Annotated in this window: 15 protein-coding genes and 2 pseudogenes; 7 read left to right on the top strand and 10 right to left on the bottom strand. The window is 63.0% G+C overall.

The window, feature by feature from the left end:
* Positions 1-380 precede the first annotated feature (380 nt).
* Positions 381-1,688, top strand: coding sequence for a group II intron reverse transcriptase/maturase (gene ltrA, locus B3F77_RS07910; protein WP_293604432.1), 1,308 nt, complete (start codon positions 381-383; stop codon positions 1,686-1,688).
* Between the two features lie 2 nt (positions 1,689-1,690).
* Here the strand turns inward: ltrA and cphA (B3F77_RS07905) are convergent, their stop codons facing one another.
* Together cphA (B3F77_RS07905) and cphA (B3F77_RS07900) are read right to left on the bottom strand one after the other, a co-directional pair.
* A complete protein-coding gene (gene cphA / locus B3F77_RS07905; protein ID WP_293604431.1) occupies positions 1,691-4,342 on the bottom strand; it encodes a cyanophycin synthetase in 2,652 nt (883 codons plus the stop codon).
* Positions 4,342-6,576, bottom strand: coding sequence for a cyanophycin synthetase (gene cphA / locus B3F77_RS07900; RefSeq protein WP_293604430.1), 2,235 nt, complete (start codon positions 6,574-6,576; stop codon positions 4,342-4,344). Before cphA (B3F77_RS07900) ends, cphA (B3F77_RS07905) begins: the two co-directional genes overlap by 1 nt.
* Before the next feature lie 339 nt (positions 6,577-6,915).
* On the opposite strand from cphA (B3F77_RS07900), the gene B3F77_RS07895 reads away from it, so the two are divergent.
* Positions 6,916-9,306 carry an ABC transporter ATP-binding protein gene (locus B3F77_RS07895; protein ID WP_293604429.1) on the top strand — a complete coding sequence of 797 codons (2,391 nt, stop codon included), beginning with the start codon at positions 6,916-6,918 and terminating at the stop codon, positions 9,304-9,306.
* A 14-nt stretch (positions 9,307-9,320) separates the two neighbouring features.
* Entirely contained in the window at positions 9,321-9,821 is a 501-nt protein-coding gene (locus tag B3F77_RS07890; protein ID WP_293604428.1) for a DUF1854 domain-containing protein, read from the top strand.
* Positions 9,822-9,852: 31 nt separating this feature from the next.
* On the opposite strand, the pseudogene B3F77_RS07885 reads toward B3F77_RS07890, so the two are convergent.
* Positions 9,853-10,218 (bottom strand): annotated as a pseudogene (locus tag B3F77_RS07885) (M20/M25/M40 family metallo-hydrolase); the annotation flags it as partial.
* Between the two features lie 65 nt (positions 10,219-10,283).
* A complete protein-coding gene (locus tag B3F77_RS07880) occupies positions 10,284-10,796 on the bottom strand; it encodes a hypothetical protein (RefSeq protein WP_293604427.1) in 513 nt (170 codons plus the stop codon).
* A 104-nt stretch (positions 10,797-10,900) separates the two neighbouring features.
* Here B3F77_RS07880 and B3F77_RS07875 point away from each other — a divergent pair, with 104 nt between their 5' ends.
* A complete protein-coding gene (locus tag B3F77_RS07875) occupies positions 10,901-11,299 on the top strand; it encodes a hypothetical protein (protein ID WP_293604426.1) in 399 nt (132 codons plus the stop codon).
* Positions 11,300-11,322: 23 nt separating this feature from the next.
* On the opposite strand, the gene B3F77_RS07870 is transcribed toward B3F77_RS07875, so the two are convergent.
* Positions 11,323-12,258 (bottom strand): LysR family transcriptional regulator, encoded by a 936-nt coding sequence (locus B3F77_RS07870; protein WP_293604425.1) that lies wholly within the window; start codon positions 12,256-12,258, stop codon positions 11,323-11,325.
* A 101-nt stretch (positions 12,259-12,359) separates the two neighbouring features.
* On the opposite strand from B3F77_RS07870, the gene B3F77_RS07865 reads away from it, so the two are divergent.
* From B3F77_RS07865 to B3F77_RS07855, 3 genes are read left to right on the top strand one after another with little or no spacing between them, the layout of a single operon-like run.
* Entirely contained in the window at positions 12,360-13,454 is a 1,095-nt protein-coding gene (locus B3F77_RS07865) for a tartrate dehydrogenase (RefSeq protein ID WP_293604424.1), read from the top strand.
* A 32-nt stretch (positions 13,455-13,486) separates the two neighbouring features.
* Positions 13,487-14,458, top strand: coding sequence for a tripartite tricarboxylate transporter substrate binding protein (locus B3F77_RS07860; RefSeq protein ID WP_293604423.1), 972 nt, complete (start codon positions 13,487-13,489; stop codon positions 14,456-14,458).
* Between the two features lie 37 nt (positions 14,459-14,495).
* The gene (locus B3F77_RS07855) at positions 14,496-15,842 is read left to right on the top strand and encodes a glycerate kinase type-2 family protein (RefSeq protein ID WP_293604422.1); all 1,347 of its coding nucleotides are present in this window, start codon (positions 14,496-14,498) and stop codon (positions 15,840-15,842) included.
* Between the two features lie 75 nt (positions 15,843-15,917).
* Here the strand turns inward: B3F77_RS07855 and B3F77_RS07850 are convergent.
* From B3F77_RS07850 to B3F77_RS07830, 5 genes and pseudogenes are all read right to left on the bottom strand, one after another.
* Positions 15,918-16,001 (bottom strand): annotated as a pseudogene (locus tag B3F77_RS07850) (acyl-CoA thioesterase); the annotation flags it as partial.
* A 54-nt stretch (positions 16,002-16,055) separates the two neighbouring features.
* Positions 16,056-17,357, bottom strand: coding sequence for a TRAP transporter large permease (locus B3F77_RS07845; protein ID WP_293604421.1), 1,302 nt, complete (start codon positions 17,355-17,357; stop codon positions 16,056-16,058).
* A gap of 10 nt (positions 17,358-17,367) precedes the next feature.
* Positions 17,368-17,880, bottom strand: a complete 513-nt coding sequence (locus tag B3F77_RS07840) for a TRAP transporter small permease (protein WP_293604420.1) — start codon at positions 17,878-17,880, stop codon at positions 17,368-17,370.
* Between the two features lie 79 nt (positions 17,881-17,959).
* Positions 17,960-19,024: a TRAP transporter substrate-binding protein gene (locus B3F77_RS07835; RefSeq protein ID WP_293604419.1), complete on the bottom strand. Its 1,065-nt coding sequence runs from the start codon at positions 19,022-19,024 to the stop codon at positions 17,960-17,962.
* Between the two features lie 135 nt (positions 19,025-19,159).
* On the bottom strand, positions 19,160-19,684 hold a 525-nt coding region (locus tag B3F77_RS07830; protein ID WP_293604418.1), incomplete at its 5' end, for an aldehyde dehydrogenase family protein.

Here is a 19,684-nt window from a genome sequence, read left to right as displayed (position 1 = left end):
CGAAGTGAAGCGCAACTGCATGAGAGCAACCGAGTGTGGGAAGGAAGCGTGGAGCGTAAACCGTGAGTCGAGGAACACAAACCGCATCTGAGGCGGCGCCAAGCAGGGCGAGCAGGCAAGGAAACTGCAAAGCTCTTGTGGTCAAAGCGAGGCGACGTAAATGCGGCGATTGTGGGGTGAAGGAGTGCGTTCTTACCTGGGGAGATCCCGCCTCATGGCTGAAAGGCCGACCGGGAAACCGGGAGTGGGAAGTCAGCAAAGGCCGTAGTAGCCGGGGCAACCCGGCAAAGGGCCAAAAGAGAAGGACAGTGACGCGACATGTCGCTTGGAAGTGAACGGCATCAGAAGCCCGCTGCTAAGGCGGGGCGAGGGGCAAGCGCATGGGGGAAGCCCGGTGTGAAGCTGCTCGTGATGAAGAGGTTCCGGCGCGGCATGATCAAACGAGCTGGGGGCAAGACCTGCTTGCGCAGGCGCTGGCAAAGCAGAACATGGCTGCGGCGTGGAAACGCGTCAAAGCCAACAAGGGAAGCGCCGGCATCGATGGACGCACGGTAGAGCAAACCGGGGAGTACCTCAAAGGCCAGTGGCCCGCCATCCGGCAAAGCGTGTTCGACGGGACATACCGGCCCAGTCCGGTGCGCCGCGTGGACATACCCAAACCGGGCGGAGGGTCACGGGAGCTGAGCATTCCCACGGTAGTGGATCGCCTGATCCAGCAGGCCCTGCTACAAGTGCTGCAACCCCTGATCGACTCCACCTTCAGCGAGCACAGCTACGGGTTTCGGCCCGGACGCAGCGCGCATGGGGCCGTATTGGAGGCGCACGGCTATGTGCAGGAAGGCGACACGGTGGTGGTGGACGTGGACTTGGAGAAATTCTTCGACCGCGTCAATCACGACGTCCTGATGGACCGGCTGGCCAAACGCATTGCCCACAAGGCGGTGCTGCGGCTCATCCGCAGGTACCTTCAAGCCGGTGTTATGGATGGCGGGCTGCACGCGGAGCGCCACGAAGGCACGCCCCAGGGCGGGCCCCTGTCGCCCCTGCTGGCCAACGTCATGCTTGACGAGGTGGACCGAGCACTCGAACGGCGAGGGCACAAATTCGTGCGCTACGCCGACGACTGCAACGTGTACGTCAAGAGCATGGCGGCGGGCCAAAGGGTGCTGGCAGGACTCAAACGCTGCTACGCCAAGCTGCACCTCGTGGTCAACGAGACCAAGACGGCGGTGGCCCCGGTGTGGCGGCGCAAGTTCCTCGGCTACTGCTTCTGGATATCCCCTTCGGGGAAGGTCCGGCGCGACGTGGCTGAAGCGGCCGTCAAGCGATACCGCCAGCGGGTGAGGCAACTCACACGTCGGCAAACTGGGCGCAGTATGGATCAAATCGCCAAGGCTCTGCGGGAGTTCATACCGGGTTGGAAGACCTACTTCCAGCTCACACAGACTCCAAGCACCCTGCGCGAGCTGGACCCGTGGCTGCGTCACCGCTTGCGTGCCATTCACCTGAAGCAATGGTGCCGCGGCACCACGACGTTCCGGGAGCTGGTAAAGCTCGGCGCCAGCCGCGACATGGCGGCGCAAATTGCGTCGTCCACCAGGAGCTGGTGGTGCAACAGCGCCCAAGGGCTCAACCGGGTGCTCACGATTGCCTACTTCGACCGCCTCGGCGTTCCCCGCCTATGCTGACCTCAACTCCTCGAACCGCCCGGTGCGGACCCGCACGCCGAGTGGTGTGGGAGGGGTCCGGTCTTCGTTGACCGGCCCCTATCCCGATTGGCTTCCTTCACGTGCGCCGCGAGATGCTCCAGCGCTTCCTGCACCTGGTCGACCAGGATCAGGCACAGGTCGCCGGGCTGCAGGCGCGCCAGCGCCGTGTCAATGGCCAGAAACTCACCGCGTATTTCATCGATGTGGCGGGTGCGGCTGGCGGCGGCCAGTCCTTCGCGCAGCAGCGCCATTACTTCCCCGTCGGCGCGGCCGCGCTGGGCGGCGTCCTGGTAAAGAATGACATCGTCAAACGCGGCGCCGAGAATGACGGTCTGGTCGCGGATGTCGCTGTCACGGCGGTCACCGGCACCGCTGATGACCACGCTGCGGCGTTGTGCTGGCATGGCGTCTACGGCGGCCACCAGGGCACGCATGGCGTCGGGGTTGTGGCCGTAGTCGGCAATCACGGTGGCGCCGCGGTAGTCCATCACATTGAAGCGGCCCGGCGCGTTGTGCGTGTCGGTGACGAAGCTGCCCAGCCCGCTTTTGATCGTGTCCCAGTTGACACCCACGCCCCATGCAGCCGCCACGGCGGCCATGACGTTTTCAACCTGAAAGCCGATGCTGCCGCCCCGCGTGACCGGAATGCCATGCAGCGCAATGCGCTCCACCCAGGCGCCCTCGGCGGCAACCAGCATCGGGCCATCGACATACACGGTGCGCTTGCCCTGCGCACGGTGGGTGGCCATGAGCGGATGGTGGCGGTCGGCCGCAAAAAAGATGACTTTGCCGGGGCAGCTTGCGGCCATGCTTGCTGTGATGGGGTCTGCGGCGTTGAGCACCGCATAACCGGTGGGCGACACGTTCTGCACAATCACGCGCTTGAGCACGGCCAGGTCTTCCACAGTGGTGATGTAGTTCAGCCCCAGGTGGTCGCCGGTGCCGATGTTGGTGACCACGGCCACTTCGCAGCGGTCAAAACCCAGGCCTTCGCGCAGCACGCCACCGCGCGCCACTTCAAATACGGCAGCATCCACGTCGGGGTGCATCAGGACGTTGCGGGCGCTTTTGGGCCCGCTGCAGTCGCCGCTGTCGGTCTGGCGGCCATTGATGTAGACGCCGTCGGTGTTGGTCATGCCGGTGCGCAGGCCGTGCGCTGCCAGTAGATGGGCAATCATGCGCGTCGTGGTGGTCTTGCCATTGGTGCCAGTCACGGCAATCACCGGCACGCGGCCGTTGTCGCCCGCCTGGAACAGCTCGTTGATCATGGCCACGCCTACTGCACGACCCTTGCCGTAGGAAGGGGAAAGATGCATGCGCAAGCCGGGCGCGGCATTGACTTCAACCACGCCGCCGTGCTGTGCTTCGAGCGGCCGCAACATGCTTTCGCAGATCACGTCGACCCCGCAGATGTGCAGGCCCACCATTTGTGCCGCCGCCACGGCGCGGGCAGCCACGGCAGGGTGCACATCGTCGGTTACATCGGTGGCGGTGCCGCCGGTGCTCAGGTTGGCGTTATTGCGCAGGATGACGCGGCGCCCTTTGGCCGGAATCGATTCGGGCGTGAGCCCCTGCACGTCGAGCCGGCCCACGGCAATCTCGTCAAAGCGGATTTTGGTAAGCGAGGTGGCGTGGCCTTCGCCGCGCCGCGGATCCTGGTTGACGATGTCGACCAGTTCGCGCACCGTGTGCCGGCCGTCGCCCACCACCTGCGGCGGCTCGCGCCGGGAGGCCGCGATCAGCTTGTCGCCCACCACCAGCAGGCGGAAGTCGCTGCCGGGCAAAAACTTTTCGACCATGACCTCGCCATACTCGGCCGCGGCACGGTAGGCGATCTCAAGGTGCTCGCGGGTGGTGATGTTGACCGTGACGCCCTTGCCTTGGTTGCCGCCTTGCGGCTTGACCGCAACCGGCATGCCGATGTGCTGTGCCACGGCCCAGGCATCACCGATGCTTGTGACCGGCCGGCCCACGGGCACCGGCACGCCGGCTGCGCGCAGCAGCTTTTTGGTGAGGTCCTTGTCCTGCGCAATGGACTCGGCCACGGCGCTGGTGGCGTCCAGTTCAGCGGCCTGGATGCGCCGCTGGCGCGAACCCCAGCCGAACTGCACCAAGCTGCCCTTGGTGAGGCGCCGGTACGGAATGCCGCGCGCCACCGCCGCATCGACAATCGCCCCAGTGCTGGGGCCGAGCCGTTCGTCTTCATCGAGGTCGCGCAGCTTTGCAATGGCCCCTTCAAGATCAAAAGCGGTGTCACTCAGGGCCGCGTGAATCAGCGCCTGCGCCAGTTCGAGCGCCAGCCGGCCCACGTCCTCTTCGCTGTATTCCACCACGACCTGGTAAGTGCCCTGTTCGACCGTGACCGCCGTGTGGCTGAAGGTGACGGGGCAGCCTGCTGCGGCCTGCAATTCAAGCGCAGCCGCTTCGAGCACATGCGCCAGCGAAACCGGGCCGGCGTGGCCGGTCTGGCGCAGCGCGCCCATGCCGGGAAACAGCGCGCGCAGGCGCGGCTCGAAACCGGGCAGGGTGTCGACGGAAGATTCCGCTGCGGTGCAGGCCACGATGGCTTCCAGCGCCGTGTGGCGGCTCCAGAGGTTGGGCCCGCGCAGGGCCCGGATGCGGGACACTTCCATCAGACTGCCCTCCCGGCAGGTTTTTCAGTGGATTCAAAGGCTTCCATGCCCGCGCCTATCAGGTCGAGCGGGATCGCTAGCGCCCATGCGGCGCCCACGGCTGCCAACAGTGATTCTTCGGAAAGTCCCAGACGTTCGTGTCGTTCTCTCCAGGCTGCCAGTTTTCCCAGGCCGGGTAGAAAGGCTTCCGTGGTGCCGGTGGCCAGTACCACCTGATCCTGGCGCACATAGAGGGCGCGGCCGTTTTCGCCGCGGTGTGCCGCGATGGCAGCCGCGTTGGGGTTGGTGCTGTAGAAAATGACTTCACCGTCACATAGTGATTGCATCTCCACCACGCGCGCATGGTCGGCATTGAGAACCGCGGCGCCGCCGGGCAGTACCGCGTCCACTTGCGTGCGCAGGACTTTGAACATCTGATCGTCTTCGGTGATATCGAATTCACCAAGGTCGGATGCACCGCCCAGGTCGGTGACCACACCGACCTGGCAGCGGTCGTAGGGCAAGCCGCTGCGCAGAATGGTGTCAGCGCCGTTTTCAAACACGGCGGCCTGCACGGCCCGGTTGATCAGCAGGCGCTGGCCGGCTTCCCAATGGGTGCAGTCGGTAGTGTCGACGCAGCGCTGGTCCAGAAACAGGCCGTCGCGACAGGCCAGGCCGATGTAGCGGCCCGACAAGTGCAGCAGCCAGGCAACCAGGCGCGCAATGGGCTGGGTGCCGCCTGATCCGGCGATGCCGACGATGGGAATGCGGCCGTCGTAGCTGTGCTGGCCAGGATCCGGAGTGTCGGCGGTGTGGGGAAAAAGGTGGTCGCAGATCGCGCGTCCCACCGGGCGGGGCGCCCCTTCGGCTGGCTTGAGGTGCATCAGCAGGCCGGGGCCGGCGTTGACCTCCACAATCGCTCCGCCTTGGGCATGCAGTGGGCGCGAGATGTCTTGCGCCACCACATCCACGCCGGCAACGTCCAAGCCTACCACGCGTGCGGCGAGCGAGACGATGTACTCAACGTCAGGATGGACTTCGTCGGTGCAGTCGATGGCGACATTGCCGTTGCGCTGGATCAACACCTCGCGGCCCGCAGCCGGAATGGCATCGGGGCTCAAGCCCTGGCGCTGCAGATCCAGCACGATGGCGCCGTCCGTTGCGGTTTTGATCTGGCTTAGTGGAAAGTCCTCTCCCAGGCCTCGCCGTGGGTTGGTGTTGAGCTGGGCATCTACCAGCTGCGCCACCGTGGAGGTGCCGTCGCCGGTGACCCAGGCGGCTTCTCCGCGAGCCGCCGCCACTACGCGTCCGCCCACCACCAGCAGGCGGTGTTCATGGCCGCGCACAAAGCGCTCGACCATCACCTCGGTGCCATGTCGCTTGGCCACGTCAAAAGCGGCTTCCACTTCTTGCTGTGTTTTCAGGTCCAGCGACACGCCGCGGCCGTGGTTGCCGTCAGAAGGCTTGACGACCACCGGCAAGCCAATGTTCTGGGCGGCGGCCCAGGCATCCTGTGCGCTGTTGACAATTTCGCCTTCAGGCACCGGCACGCCGCAGGTGGCCAACAGGCTTTTGGTCAGATCCTTGTCGTGAGCAATGCCTTCTGCGATCGCGCTGGTGAGGTCGGTCTCCGCTGTCCAGATGCGGCGCTGGCTGGCGCCATAACCCAGTTGCACCAGGTTGCCGTCGTTCAGGCGGATGTGGGGAATACGCCGGTCGGTGGCGGCCGCCACAATCGAGACCGTGCTGGGCCCGAGATAGCAGTCGTCCACTTTGGCGCGGATTTTTTCGACGGCAGCCTGTACGTCTACCGCGCCGTAGAACTCGGCGTTGATAGCGGCCATTAGCAGCCGGTGGCCCTCGGCCAGCGCGGTGCGGGCCACCTGCTCGTCTCTGGCCCGAAACACCATGCGGTAGACGCCGCGCTGGGAGGTACTGCGGGTCTGGCCAAAACCGGTGGGCATGTCGGCAAGGTTCAGCAGCTCGATCACCACATGTTCGAGTACATGACCCGCCCAAGTGCCCTCCTGCAAGCGCTGCCGAAAGCCGCCATGTTCACCCACGCCGCAGTGGTGTTCGGGCAGGGCGGGAAGCAGGGCGACCAGCCGGTCATTGAAGCCGGGCAGCAGATTGGATGGAAAGTCTTCCAGCCCTCCCAAGTCAAGCCATACTTCAAGTACGGCCCGGTAGGTCCAGATGTTGGGACCGCGCAGATAATTGATGCGCAGCAGCTTGATGTCGTCCTGTTTGCTCATGTTTTGCAAAATTTTCCGGTCAACCGGCTTTGCCGGTGCAACGTTTCGATTCCGGGCCGGGTGGTTGCCGGTAGCGGGTTTTGGTGTAGCTTCTGCCTGTCTTGGCATGTGGTTTTACTTGTAAGAGGCGGCAGCTTGCCAAGGGCAGATTGTTGCAACTTTAATCGTTTTTGCAGGCGGGAATGGCTAAACAAAAGCCGCAATGGGCCAGCTTCGGCGAAAATCCCTGTTACGGGCCAAACTGCGCGCAGCTCCAAAGCCCCTCCTGAAGGTGGATCTGCAGCCTCTAGGAAAGGGAAGGCCGCGCCAAGTACCGGACTCCAAGAATTCACAATCACAATGCAACATAACCACCCAGTGGACGATTCCAGCCATACCGACCCTGACCCTGCGCTGGCAGGGCTGCGTTCACAACTCATCAGCGAAGAGAACGTTTTGTGCACGCTGGTGGTTGACTTGGACCCGCAACTTCGTTTTGCCCAGGGCCTGCTGGCCCTGACGGACCGCCGCCTGCTGGCCAGCAACCCTGAAGGCGACTGGACCACCTGGCCTACCCTGCACGTGGCCGGTGCCCCGGCGCAAGGGCTGGAACTGCGCCATTTTGACCATGCCGGGGTGGGAGCGCTGGAGCTGCATGATGTACATGGCGATACACCGAGGCGGCTTGCCAGCTGGCGGTTTACCCTGGGTGCCAATGTGCAGGCGCTGCGTCTGGCGCGGCTGTTTGCGCAGCAACAAGCCTTGGCGCGGGCTGATGCATCCGGCGCATCAGCGACCTTAGGCCCAGAGTCCGGGTTGGCCGATGAAGCCGCTTTGTGCCCGGAGTGTGGTTTTTCGCTGCCGCTGGACAGCGATGAATGCCCCGCCTGCGCCCGCGAGGTCCACGCGCCGCCCTCGACCTGGGTGCTGCTGCGGCTGTGGCGCTTTGCCCGCCCGTACCGCTACCAGTTGCTGTCCGGCTTTTTGCTGACGCTGGCCTCGACAGCGGCGACGCTGGTGCCGCCCTACCTGACCATTCCACTGATGGACGACATCCTGATTCCGTTCCAGAACGGCCGGCAGATCGAACCCGGCAAGGTTGGGTTGATTCTGGGTGCGCTGCTCGGCGCGGCGGTGCTGGGCTGGGCGCTGAACTGGGCGCGCACCTATTTGCTGGCCCTGGTGTCCGAGCGCATAGGCGCCGATTTGCGGACGGCCACGTTTGACCATCTGCTGGAGTTGTCGCTCGACTACTTTGGCGGCAAGCGGACCGGCGACCTGATGTCGCGGATTGGCTCGGAAACCGACCGCATCTGCGTATTTTTGTCACTGCACGCGCTGGACTTTGCCACCGATGTGCTGATGATCGGCATGACTGCTGCGATCCTGTTTTCCATTAACCCGTGGCTGGCGCTGGTGACCCTGCTGCCTTTGCCGTTTATCGGCTGGATGATCCATGTGGTGCGTGACAAGCTGCGCACCGGTTTTGAAAAAATCGACCGCGTCTGGTCCGATGTCACCAATGTGCTGGCCGACACGATTCCGGGCATCCGGGTGGTCAAGGCGTTTGCCCAGGAAAAGCGCGAAGCCCAGCGTTTTCGCGAAGTCAACCAGCACAACCTGGCGGCTAATGACAAGATTAACAAGACTTGGTCGCTGTTCACGCCCACGGTGTCGCTGCTGACGGAAATTGGCTTGCTGGTGGTGTGGGCGTTTGGTATCTGGTTGATGTCCAAACAGCAGATCACGGTGGGGGTGCTGACGGCCTTTATTGCCTACATTGGCCGCTTCTATGGCCGGCTGGATTCCATGAGCCGTATTGTCTCTGTTACGCAGAAGGCGGCCTCCGGCGCCAAGCGGATTTTTGACATTCTTGACCATGTGTCCGACGTGCCCGAGCCGGCCCAGCCGGTGAAGATCGACGCGCTACAGGGGCGCATCGACATGAAAGGCTTGGGTTTTCGCTACGGCAACCGTTCCGTCATTCGCGGCCTGGACCTGCAGATTGAGCCCGGCGAGATGATCGGCCTGGTGGGCCACAGCGGCTCGGGCAAAAGCACGTTGGTCAACCTGCTCTGCCGCTTTTACGATGTGAGCGACGGCGCCATCAGCGTGGACGGCACCGACATCCGGCGTTTTAACGTGGCCGACTATCGGCGCAACATCGGTCTGGTGCTGCAGGAACCTTTTCTGTTTTTTGGCACGATCGCGGAAAACATCGCCTACGGCAAACCCGGTGCCAGCCGCGCCGAGATTGTGGCGGCGGCGCGTGCTGCCCATGCGCATGAATTCATCCTGCGCCTGCCACAGGCTTATGACTCGCTGGTGGGCGAGCGCGGCCAGGGCTTGTCGGGCGGGGAGCGCCAACGCATTTCGATTGCGCGCGCCTTGCTGATCGACCCGCGCATCCTGATCCTGGACGAGGCCACCTCGTCGGTGGACACCGAAACTGAAAAAGAAATCCAGCGCGCGCTCGACAACCTGGTGCAGGGCCGCACCACCATTGCGATTGCCCACCGCCTGTCGACACTGCGCAAGGCCAACCGGCTGGTGGTGATGGACCGGGGGCAGGTGGTAGAGGTCGGGCCGCATGATGAGCTCATGGCCAAGCAGGGGGCCTACTGGCGGCTGTACGAAGCCCAGGCCCGGCAAGTTGACAGCGAAGGCCCTGATGGCGAAATCGAAGAGAGCCATATCGCCCTGGCCACGTCGCAGGTGGCCCACACCGCTCAACATTCTGGCAACCCATGAGCGAAGGAATGCGCGTGACAAACTCCAATTTCGATTCCGACTCCACCGTTTCCCCGGTTTTCCGGCTGGAGCGCCAGGCCTCTGGCCGGCTGCTGTTTATCGGCGCGAATGGCGAGCAGCATGATGGCGTGGTGCCTGTGCGGGCCTTTCCTGTCGCAGCGCCCGATGAGGGCATTTCACTGGTCAGCACCGAAGGCCACGAGGTGGCCTGGATTGAGCAGCTGCAGGCCTTGCCGCCCGCAGTGCGTGTACTACTGCAGGAAGAGTTGGCCCTGCGCGACTTCGTGCCTGAGATCAAGCAGCTTAAAAGCGTTTCGACGTTTGGTACGCCCAGCGTCTGGACGGTGAAAACCGACCGGGGCGATACGTCTTTTGTGCTGAAGGGCGAAGAAGACATACGCCGCCTGGGGCGCAACGCCCTGTTGATCGCGGGCAGCCAGGGCGTGCAGTACAGCGTACCCGACATGGCGGCACTGGACCGCGCTTCGCGCCGTCTGCTTGAGCGATTTCTTTAAGTCGCGCAGCGGTCGACGTTTAGCGGCCAGCTTAGGCCACCAGGTCCTTGAGTGTTCGCTCAATAACTTTGGTTGCGCGGCGCAGGTCTTGCAAGTCCAGCCGTTCGTCAGCGCGCTTGGCGTGCGACTCCAGCACGGTGCGCGGCCCGGCACCGTAGATCACACTGGGAATGCCGGCTTCAGCTTAGAGGCGTACATCGGTGTAAAGAGGCGTGCCCAAGGCTGGAATCTTCTGGCCAAAGAGCGCGTCACCGTGTTTCTGGATGGCATCCACCAAAGGCTTGTTGCCGGGCAGCGGCTTCATCGAGTGGGCCAACAGCAACCGCTTGATCTCGACGGTGATACCTGCGGAACCGGCGGCTGCATCGGCAATCACTTTGCTGATGGCGGCTTCAACTTACCGCGGGAGTTGAAGGTTGCATCAGCCTGTGCGATGCACGAAGTGAAAAGCGTGGGGGCGATTCAGCTTTGCCCTTCGGTCAACGTATCCAGCTGAAACTGGCCGCTTTTGTGCCATAGCCAGGTGTCGGTGTACACCACCTTGCCCAGCCGAATGGGGGCTGGAAACGGCGAAGCCTGTTTAATGGTCCGCTCAATTTCTGCGATGACTTCAGGCGCATGGCGAGGCGCCCGCATCCAGTCCAGACGGGTCACACGGCCCGTCCGGTCTATCTCTACGTTCAGCACGCCAATGGCATACAGCAGGGGCGGGATTTTGCCTTTGTAAATGCGGTCGGCATTAAGGCCGTAAATGTGGGTGGCGCCATCTTGGCGGTAGGCGCGGGGCGAGGTCGCCGCTGAACTTCGGGCCGAGCCGCGCCGGGCAGCGATGGGCCCTGTCACTGCCGACGCTTCGGGTGTCTGCGGCTGGGCAGTCGCCGGCCCGGGTGCAGTTTTGCAGGCGCTCACCACCGCAGCGGCGGCCGCAGAAAGCAGTGTCAGCAGCCAGAAGCGGCGGGGCGTGGAGTCAGGCATGTCGTGTCTCGCTTTTTGTGTGGCTAAGGCTATCTTCGTGCTCACTGGGTTCAAACTATATATGCACTTGATGCCAGGGAGGTATTTTGGTCTGAACCGCTTGGTTGGTTGAGTCAGCTACCGTCGGCTATTTTGCCCAATATTTCGTTGCTTTATTCTGCCAATACGTCACCAATGGTTTCCCGCAACGTGAGCCACCACAATGGACCTTCCTGATCCAACTGGCCCGTCAGCCGGCGGTGCTGGTGCAGGTGGCATCAACCCAGGCTTGCGTTCCGCGCGAGGCGGCCATCTGGAATACGAGGCGATTGCCAAGGCCCGCGAGCGGCTGCAAGGGGCAGTCGGAGAAGGCGAGGGGAAAGGGGAGCAGGCGCGGGGCTTCACGCCCGCCGAACTCGCGCACCTTACCTGCCCCTATCGGCGTGCCCGGCATCACCGGCATCACCGAGGCCGAGCGTGCGCTGATCGGGCAATGGTTCATGGCGGCCGCCAGGCCCCCGTAATCGCCGGCGCAGGGCCTGTGCCGTTACCAGTCCGCCACCAGGCCCGCAGCGCGTATCGACGACTTTTCGAAGTGGGTCGCCAGAAAGTCCACGAAGGCACGCACACGGGCCGAGACCTGGTGGCGCTGCGGGTACACCGCATGGATATCGGCCGGCGGTGTACGGTAGTTTTCCAGTACCTGCTTCAGCCTGCCGCTGCGCAGGTAGCGGGCGATGTCCCACTCGGCGCGCATCACGATGCCGTGGCCGGCCAGCGCCCAGTTCACTGCGATCTCGCCGTCGTTGGTGCTCAGGTTGCCGCGCACCTTGACAGCTTCCGTGCGCTTGCCCGAAGACAAACGCCAGGTGCCGTAGGCTTCATCGCCCTGGCGGATGCCGATGCAGTCGTGGCGGGTAAGGTCGTGCGGCACCTTGGGCGTACCGTGCCTGGCCAGGTAGGACGGAGCAGCGCAAAGCAGGCGCCGGTTGGGTGCGATGCGCCTGGCCACGACGCGCGCATCGGGCGGCTCGCCGAAGCGCACGCACACGTCGAAGGAATCTTCACTCAGTGGCGGCGGATCGACCGACAACTGCAACTGGACCTGCACCTGTGGATGGAGTTTGACAAAGCCCGAGATCAGCGGCGCGATGTGGCTGCGCCCGAAGCCCAGCGTGGCATTGACGCGCAACAGCCCCTTGGGCGCCGCTACGGCACTTGAGACCAGTTGTTCCATGTCGTCGATGTCGGAGAGGATGCGGCGCGCATGCGCAAGGTAGGTCTCACCTTCGGGCGTGAGGCCGACACGCCGTGTGGTCCGGTTGAGCAGTTGCACACCGAGCCGCGCTTCCATCTGGGCCAGCCGCTTGCTGACGGCCGGCGTGGTCACGTCCAACTCGCGCGCCGCTGCCGAAAAGCTGCCGCAGCGCGCCAGCAGGCTGAAAAAGGCCATCTCGGAAGGGGCGGATACGGGTGTGGACATTGTTGAATGAAAGTAAACAATGCCATAACTCTAGCGGCTTCCATTGAATCGGGCAAGCGGTAGAGTCGTTTCCATTTACAACCCATACAAGGATCGACTCCGTGAAGATTTACAAGATTGCCTGCATCCCGGGCGATGGCATCGGCAAGGAAGTCGTACCTGCGGGCCAGCAGGTGCTCCAGGCGCTGGCCGCCACGCAAAACAGTTTCAAGTTCGAATTCACCACGTTCAGCTGGGGCGGCGACTGGTTCCGCCAGCACGGCGTCATGATGCCGGAGAACGGCCTGGACGAACTGCGCGACAAGGACGCCATCCTGTTCGGCTCGGCTGGCGACCCGCATATTCCCGACCACATCACGCTGTGGGGCCTGCGCCTGAAAATCTGCCAGGGCTTCGACCAATACGCCAACGTGCGCCCGACACGCATCCTGCCCGGCATTGATGCACCACTCAAGCGCTGCACGCCGGAGCAGCTGAACTGGGTCATCGTGCGCGAGAACTCGGAAGGCGAATACTCCGGCGTGGGCGGCCGTGTCCACCAGGGCCACCCGATCGAGGCGGCCACCGACGTGTCGATGATGACGCGCGCCGGCGTCGAGCGCATCATGCGTTATGCATTCAAGCTGGCGCAATCCCGTCCGCGCAAGCTGCTGACCGTGGTCACCAAGTCCAACGCCCAGCGCCACGCCATGGTGATGTGGGACGAGATCGCGGTGCAGATCAGCAAAGAGTTCCCCGATGTGCAGTGGGACAAGGAACTGGTGGACGCCACCACCGCGCGCATGGTCAACCGCCCCGCCTCGCTGGACACCCTCGTCGCCACCAATCTGCATGCTGATATCCTGAGCGACCTCGCCGCGGCACTGGCCGGCAGTTTGGGCATTGCACCCACCGGCAACATTGACCCCGAACGCCGCTATCCCAGCATGTTCGAGCCCATCCATGGCTCGGCCTTCGACATCATGGGCAAGGGTCTGGCCAACCCGGTGGGCACGTTCTGGAGTTGCGTGATGCTGCTGGAGCACCTGGGCGAGCTTGATGCGGCGCAGACGCTGATGGCGGTCATTGAACAAGTGACGGCCGACCCGGCGCTGCACACGCGCGACCTGGGCGGGAGCGCGACGACGCACCAGGTGACGCAGGCCGTTTGCGAGCGCATCGCCACTACTGCCACCCAGGTACGGCGTGCCGCGTAATATTGGGTACAACAACTTGTAGGAGACAAACCATGAAAAAACTGCTTTCCGCCCTGTGTCTGGTCCTGCTCGCGCCCGCGGCGATCGCACAAGCCACTTCGGCAGGCTCAGAACAGGCCTGCCCCGAAAAAAACCTGCTGTACTGGCAGGCGTTTCCGCCGGGTGGCGAGTCCGACTTGTCGGCCCGTCACCAGCAAATCGTGCTCAAGAAGAAGTGCCCCGCCATCGATACCATCATCCAGTACAAGGCCGGCGCGGGCGGTGGGTTGATGTGGGGCCAGATGAACCAGTTGCCGGGTGACGGCCTGAATGTGGTGGGGGTCAACCTGCCGCACATGGTGTTCCAGCCGCTCGAAGGCCAGGTGCAGTACAAAACGCAGGACATCACCCCGGTTTTCTGGTTTCACTTCACGCCCGACATCCTGGTCGTGCCTGAGCAGAGCCCGATCAAGACCTTCGCGGACTTCATCAAGGCTGCCAAGGCCTCGCCCGGCAAGCTCAATCTCGGCGGCTCGGGGCTGAACTCGGCCAACCACGCCGCCCATGAGCGCATGAACGCTGCGTTCGGCGTCAAGACCAACTACATCCCCTACAAAGGCACTGGCGACATGGCCGTAGCCGTGCTTGGCGCCCAGGTGGAAGGTGCGATGGCGTATTCCCCGTTTGCGATCAGCAACAAGGGCCGCGTGCGGGCACTGGCGATTGCCATGGACAAGCGCCACCCCCTGCTGCCTGACGTGCCCACGTTCAAGGAGCTTGGTGTGGACTGGGTCGATGGGGGCTACCGCGGTATCGGCGTGCCCAAATCCACCCCGCCCGAAGCGCGCAAGCGCCTGTCGGACCTGTGGGCTGCGCTGAACAATGACCCGGAGATGAAGGAGTTGGCCGCCAAGAGCGGATTCGAACTGGTCAATGTCGGCGTGGACCAGATGGATGCGTTCATGAAGGAAAAGGTGCGCCTCTATACCGAGGGCGCACAGCGCCTGGGGCTGGGCAAAAAGTAGCCAGGCAGCCGCGAACGGCGGCGGCGATAATCATCGGATGAACGACTTGCTCCACGACACCGCACCTGACCCGTTCTCGCAGCCGGCTGCGTTCCTGCATCATCTGTACCGTGCCGCGGTGAAGCGTGCGCTGCCGCTGCACAACACGGTCGCGTTCCTGCCGCCACCGCCCAGCCGGGAGAGCGGTGGCAGAACCCTCGTACTCGGCGCTGGCAAGGCCGGCGGTGCGATGGCCCAGGCCGTGGAATCCCTGTGGCCAGCCGATGCGCCGCTGTCGGGCCTGGTGGTTACCCGCTACGGTCACACACCACCCCGACCCGCTGGCCTTGCGCAGCGCATCGAGATCGTCGAAGCCGCCCACCCCGTGCCCGACGAGGCTGGTTTGGCCGCCGCGCAGCGCATCCTGGCGCTCACGCAAGGGCTGACAAAAGACGACCTCGTGCTGTGCCTGATCTCGGGTGGCGGTTCGGCGTTGCTGACCTTGCCGGCGGTTGGCCTGAGCCTGGAAGAAAAACAGCGCGTCAACCTGGCGCTGCTGGACAGCGGCGCCAACATTGCCGAAATGAACTGCGTGCGCAAGCACCTCTCGCGCATCAAGGGTGGCCGGCTGGCCGCCGCCTGCACGCCTGCGCGCGTGGTCACGCTCACCATCAGCGACGTGCCGGGCGACGACCCGTCCATCATTGCCAGTGGCCCGACCGTGCCCGACGCGAGCACTTGCGCCGATGCGCTGGCCGTCCTCAAGCGCTACGGCATCGACGTGCCGGCTACCATACTGGCGCAGCTGGACAGTGGTGCGCTGGAAACCCCCAAGCCCGGCGACGCTGCTTTCAACGGCCATGAGGTCCACCTGATTGCTACGCCGCAGCAAAGCCTGGAGGCGGCTGCCGCAGTCGCTCAGGCTGCAGGATTGCCCGCCTATATCCTGAGCGACGAAATGGAAGGCGAGTCACGCGAAGTTGGCAAGGTGCATGCTGCACTGGCCCGCGCCGTGGCGCTCAAGGGCCAGCCTTTCCAGAAGCCCTGCGTGATTTTGAGCGGCGGCGAAACCACGGTAACCATCAGAAAACAGCCAGCGGGCGCGCCGCGTGGCCGCGGCGGGCGTGCCGGCGAGTTCTGCATGGGGCTGGCGCTGGCCTTGCAAGGGCAGACCGGCGTATACGCGTTGGCGGCCGATACCGATGGCATTGATGGCGTTGAAGACAACGCGGGGGCCTATGTAGGGCCCGATACGCTGCAGCGTGCGCAAGCGGCCGGCATGAAGATCGACCAGTATCTGGACCGCAACGATGCCTACGGTTACTTTAACGGGATCGGCGATCTGGTGATCACAGGGCCGACGCACACCAATGTCAATGATTTCAGGGTGCTATTGATTTTATAGCTGGCTGCGCTCGATGGATAAGGGCGGTTTCAAGCCCAAGTGCAACACAACATACGGATCATTGAATGATAGTGGGCGCGAGGCGGCGTCTATCCAGCGGAAAAAATTGGGAAACCACACGATGCGCGCTGGGTCGCAATCGCCGAACCCGACGCGCACGGCGTAGTGACGACCCGCGAGCCGGGTTGTTGGCTTGGGTCTTTCATTCGCGGCTCATCCCATCCGACCGGGTAGCCACAGCGCGATGATGGGAAAGGCGATCAGGATGATCAGGCGCAGCAGGTCGGTGATCACAAATGGAATGACGCCTTTGAAGATAGTGGTAAAGCTCACCTCCTTGACCACGCTCTTGATCACAAACACATTCATGCCTACTGGCGGGTGGATCAGGCCGAGCTCCACCGTCATGACGATGATGATGCCAAACCAGATCGGATCGAAGCCGAGCTTGGTAATGAGGGGGAAGATGATCGGCACGGTCAGGATGATCATGGCCATCGCATCCATCAGGCAGCCCAGCACCAGGTACATCACCATGATGAGCGCGAGGACGCCATAGCGGCCGATGCCCAGGTTGGTGAGGTATTCGGTGAGCTTCTGGGGTGTTTCCGTGATGGTGAGGAAATAGCCAAAAAGTAGCGCGCCGATCAGCACCGTGAATACGGCGGCCGAGGTGCGCGTGGCCTGCAGCAAGGCTTCGCGGATTTGCGCGCGCGAGAGCTTGCCGCGAATCACGCCCAGCAGGAAGGCGCCACCGGCGCCCATGCCGCCGGCCTCGGTGGGCGTGAATAGACCGCCATACAGGCCGCCGATCACGAACGCAAACAGCAGCAGCGGCGCCCAGACATCCTTGAGACCCTTGAAGCGTTCTCTCCAGGGCTTGTAATCGCCCGCTGGCAGCAGGTTGGGCTTGACCTTGACAATGATGGCGATCGTCAGCACATACATCAGCATGGCCAGCAAGCCCGGCACGATGCCGGCCATGAACAGCTTGCCGATGTCTTGCTGGGTAATGATGGCATACACAGCAAGCACGGTGGAGGGTGGCAGCATGGCACCCAGCGTGCCGCCTGCGGCAATCACGCCGGTGGAGAAGGCCTGCGGATAGCCATAGCGCCGCATCTCGGGATAGGCCACCGTGGAAAACGTTGCCGCCGTGGCCACCGACGAGCCGCAAATGGCGGCAAAACCGCCGCAGGCCACCACGGTGGCAACGCCCAGGCCTCCGCGCATATGGCCCAGGAATGCATTGGCCGCTCGGAACAGCTCCCGGCTAACGCCCGAGATGGAGACAAAGGCACCCATGAGCATGAACATCGGAATGACACCGAAGGTGTAGTCGGTCACGGTACGCATGGAGGTCTGTCCTATCAGCTTGAGCGCGGGGCCCGGCCCCACGATATAGCTGTAGCCCGTCACCCCCACCAGGCCCATGGCCATGCCCACAGGAACGCGCAAGATCATCAAGATAAACAGGGTCACAAAGCCCAGAACTGCAATGGCATCAGTACTCACGGATCAGACCTTATTCGTTGGGTTGGGTATCGTGCTTGTCGGCCATCAGCTCGGGCTGGAAAATGAGCCGATAAGTGCGTATGGCGATCAGGATGACGGCCGATACATCGCCCATCCAGGCCACAGCAAAAAACGGCCAGGTGGGCAGGTTGAGGTCGTAGGACAGCACGTTGTCCTGGTAGGTGCCGCGCACTTTGTCAAACAGCATGAGGGTCTGCACCATGACGACGAACAGCAGCACCAGCGTGGCGAAGATGTCGATCAGGCGTTTCATGCGTGGCCCGGCGGTGGTCCACAGCAGATCGACAGTGATATGGCTGCCCCGGTAGCTGGTGGCGGCAATGCCCCAGAAGATCAGGATGCCCAGCAGCAGGCGGCCGAAGTCGTAGCTGTCCGGAATGGAGGTGTCAAAAAACTTGCGAAGAATGACAGAAATGAAAATATTCGCCGCCACCAGACCGACGAAGATGGCAGCAAGCCACTCAATCGAGTCGATGATGCGATCCATGAAAGTTCGCTTCACGCGATTCTCCAATTTCTTCAATGACAGGGATGTTGCAGACTGGCGGGTGACGGGGTCACCCCGTCACCCGTGCAAGAACTTAAAGAGCGGATTTGTACTTGGCCAGACTTTGCTTGAGTGAGTCCATCGCGGCCTTGGGATCCTGTCCAGCCTTTTTCACGCCTTCAGCCCACTGTGCTTCGGCCGGAGCCACGGCTTTTTTCCACGCATCAAGCTGCGCCGGTGTGAGCTTGTAGACTTCATGGCCGGTCAGGCTCGCGAGCTTGGCGTGGCCGCCGTACTCGAAGTCAGCCCAGCTGCTGGCCACTTTCTCGGCCCACTCGGTGGTGCAGTGGCTGTCGATGACCTTTTTCTGGCTGGCGGACATCGCGTCGTATTTGCTCTGGTTCATGACCCAGACAAACGGCGTGGTGTACAGGGGGACGTCCATGTGGTACTTGACCACCTTGTCAATACCGAACAGGCTGATCGAGCCCCAGGGGAAGGCGATGGCATCGGCCACGCCGCGCTCGAGCATGTCGCGCGACTCGCTTGCCGAGGCTTGCACATTGGTGCCGCCCAGCAGTGTGACCATCTGGCCCACGGTGCTCGTGGCAGGCCGTACCTTCATGCCCTTCATGTCCGCAGGCAGCGTGATTTTCTTGCGCGAGTGCAAGGTGCCGGGGTCATGCACAAAGGCAAAGCAGAACTTGACGTCCTTCATTTCCTTGGCGGCATAGTTGCGGTACCAGGCATCAATCGCGGCCGAGCCGCCCTTGCCGTTGGCAAACAGGAAAGGCAGCGAGGCGCCTGCCATGACCGGGAAACGGCCCGGCTGGTAGCCAGGGTTCACATAGGCAAAGTCGGCAATGCCGTCACGTGCCATGTCGTAATGGTCAAACGCCTTGCCCAATTGCTCCGAGGGGAAGAGGGTGGATGAGATGCTGCCGCCCGACTCCTTCTTGATGTCTTCGGCCCAGGCCTGAAAAGCCGGGTTGAGCGGATGCTGTGCCGGCACCCAGCTCGAGAGCTTGAGTGCAACGGGCTTGTCCTGTGCCTGCACAGCGGATGCAGCCAGCAGCAGTGCAGCCGAGCAGGCCAGCAGTAACTGGCTTGTTCGCGCGGCGTGCCGGGGCCGTGTCTTGATGGGGTTTGTCAATGGCATGAGTGTCTCCTCGTTGGTGTGGTTGATGATGATTAGTCTCGGTCGCCCGGGAGGCTGCGAATCTTGTTTTTTTGAAATTGTTGAAGCATGCCTGTCTCCTGTTATTGGGGAACTTGTCCCATGAATGCAAAACGCTCAGAACGGGTAATGGCGCGGCGTGGTCTGCACGGTCACCCAGCGCAAGTCGGTAAAGGCCGCTATGCCTGCTTTGCCACCAAAGCTGCCGCTGCCGCTGCCTTTGACGCCGCCAAAGGGCATTTGTGGCTCGTCATGCACGGTAGGTCCGTTGACATGGCAGATGCCGGATTGAATGCGTCCCGCCACCTGAAGGGCGCGGGCGATGTCGCCTCCAAACACGGCGCTGGACAGGCCGTATTCGTTGTCATTGGCGCAGGCAATGGCTTCTTCCACGCCGTTCACTCGCACGATGCCTTTGACCGGGCCAAAGGACTCGTCGCGATAAATCTTCATCGCAGGAGTGACATGGTCGATCAGCGTGGCCGGCATCAGCGTGCTGTCGGCCTTGCCACCGCACAGCAACTTGGCTCCCTGCGCCAGCGCATCGTCAATGAGCGCGTTGCAGCGGTGTACGGCGTTCATGTCGACGACCGAGCCCAGCACCACCGGGCCTTTGCGTGGGTCACCCAGTGGCAGGGGGGG

The organism is Polaromonas sp. UBA4122 (assembly GCA_002381615.1).
Taxonomy (GTDB): domain Bacteria; phylum Pseudomonadota; class Gammaproteobacteria; order Burkholderiales; family Burkholderiaceae_C; genus Polaromonas.
The sequence above is the reverse complement of the archived record's forward strand: the minus strand, read 5'-3'. Positions and strand labels throughout refer to the sequence as shown.

Coding starts and splice junctions, on each gene's coding strand:
- ltrA (WP_293604432.1), top strand. CDS start 381: ATGGGGGAAGCCCGGTGTGAAGCTGCTCGTGATGAAGAGGTTCCGGCG.
- cphA (WP_293604431.1), bottom strand. CDS start 4,342: ATGGAAGTGTCCCGCATCCGGGCCCTGCGCGGGCCCAACCTCTGGAGC.
- cphA (WP_293604430.1), bottom strand. CDS start 6,576: ATGAGCAAACAGGACGACATCAAGCTGCTGCGCATCAATTATCTGCGC.
- B3F77_RS07895 (WP_293604429.1), top strand. CDS start 6,916: ATGCAACATAACCACCCAGTGGACGATTCCAGCCATACCGACCCTGAC.
- B3F77_RS07880 (WP_293604427.1), bottom strand. CDS start 10,796: ATGCCTGACTCCACGCCCCGCCGCTTCTGGCTGCTGACACTGCTTTCT.
- B3F77_RS07870 (WP_293604425.1), bottom strand. CDS start 12,258: ATGTCCACACCCGTATCCGCCCCTTCCGAGATGGCCTTTTTCAGCCTG.
- B3F77_RS07860 (WP_293604423.1), top strand. CDS start 13,487: ATGAAAAAACTGCTTTCCGCCCTGTGTCTGGTCCTGCTCGCGCCCGCG.
- B3F77_RS07855 (WP_293604422.1), top strand. CDS start 14,496: ATGAACGACTTGCTCCACGACACCGCACCTGACCCGTTCTCGCAGCCG.
- B3F77_RS07835 (WP_293604419.1), bottom strand. CDS start 19,024: ATGCCATTGACAAACCCCATCAAGACACGGCCCCGGCACGCCGCGCGA.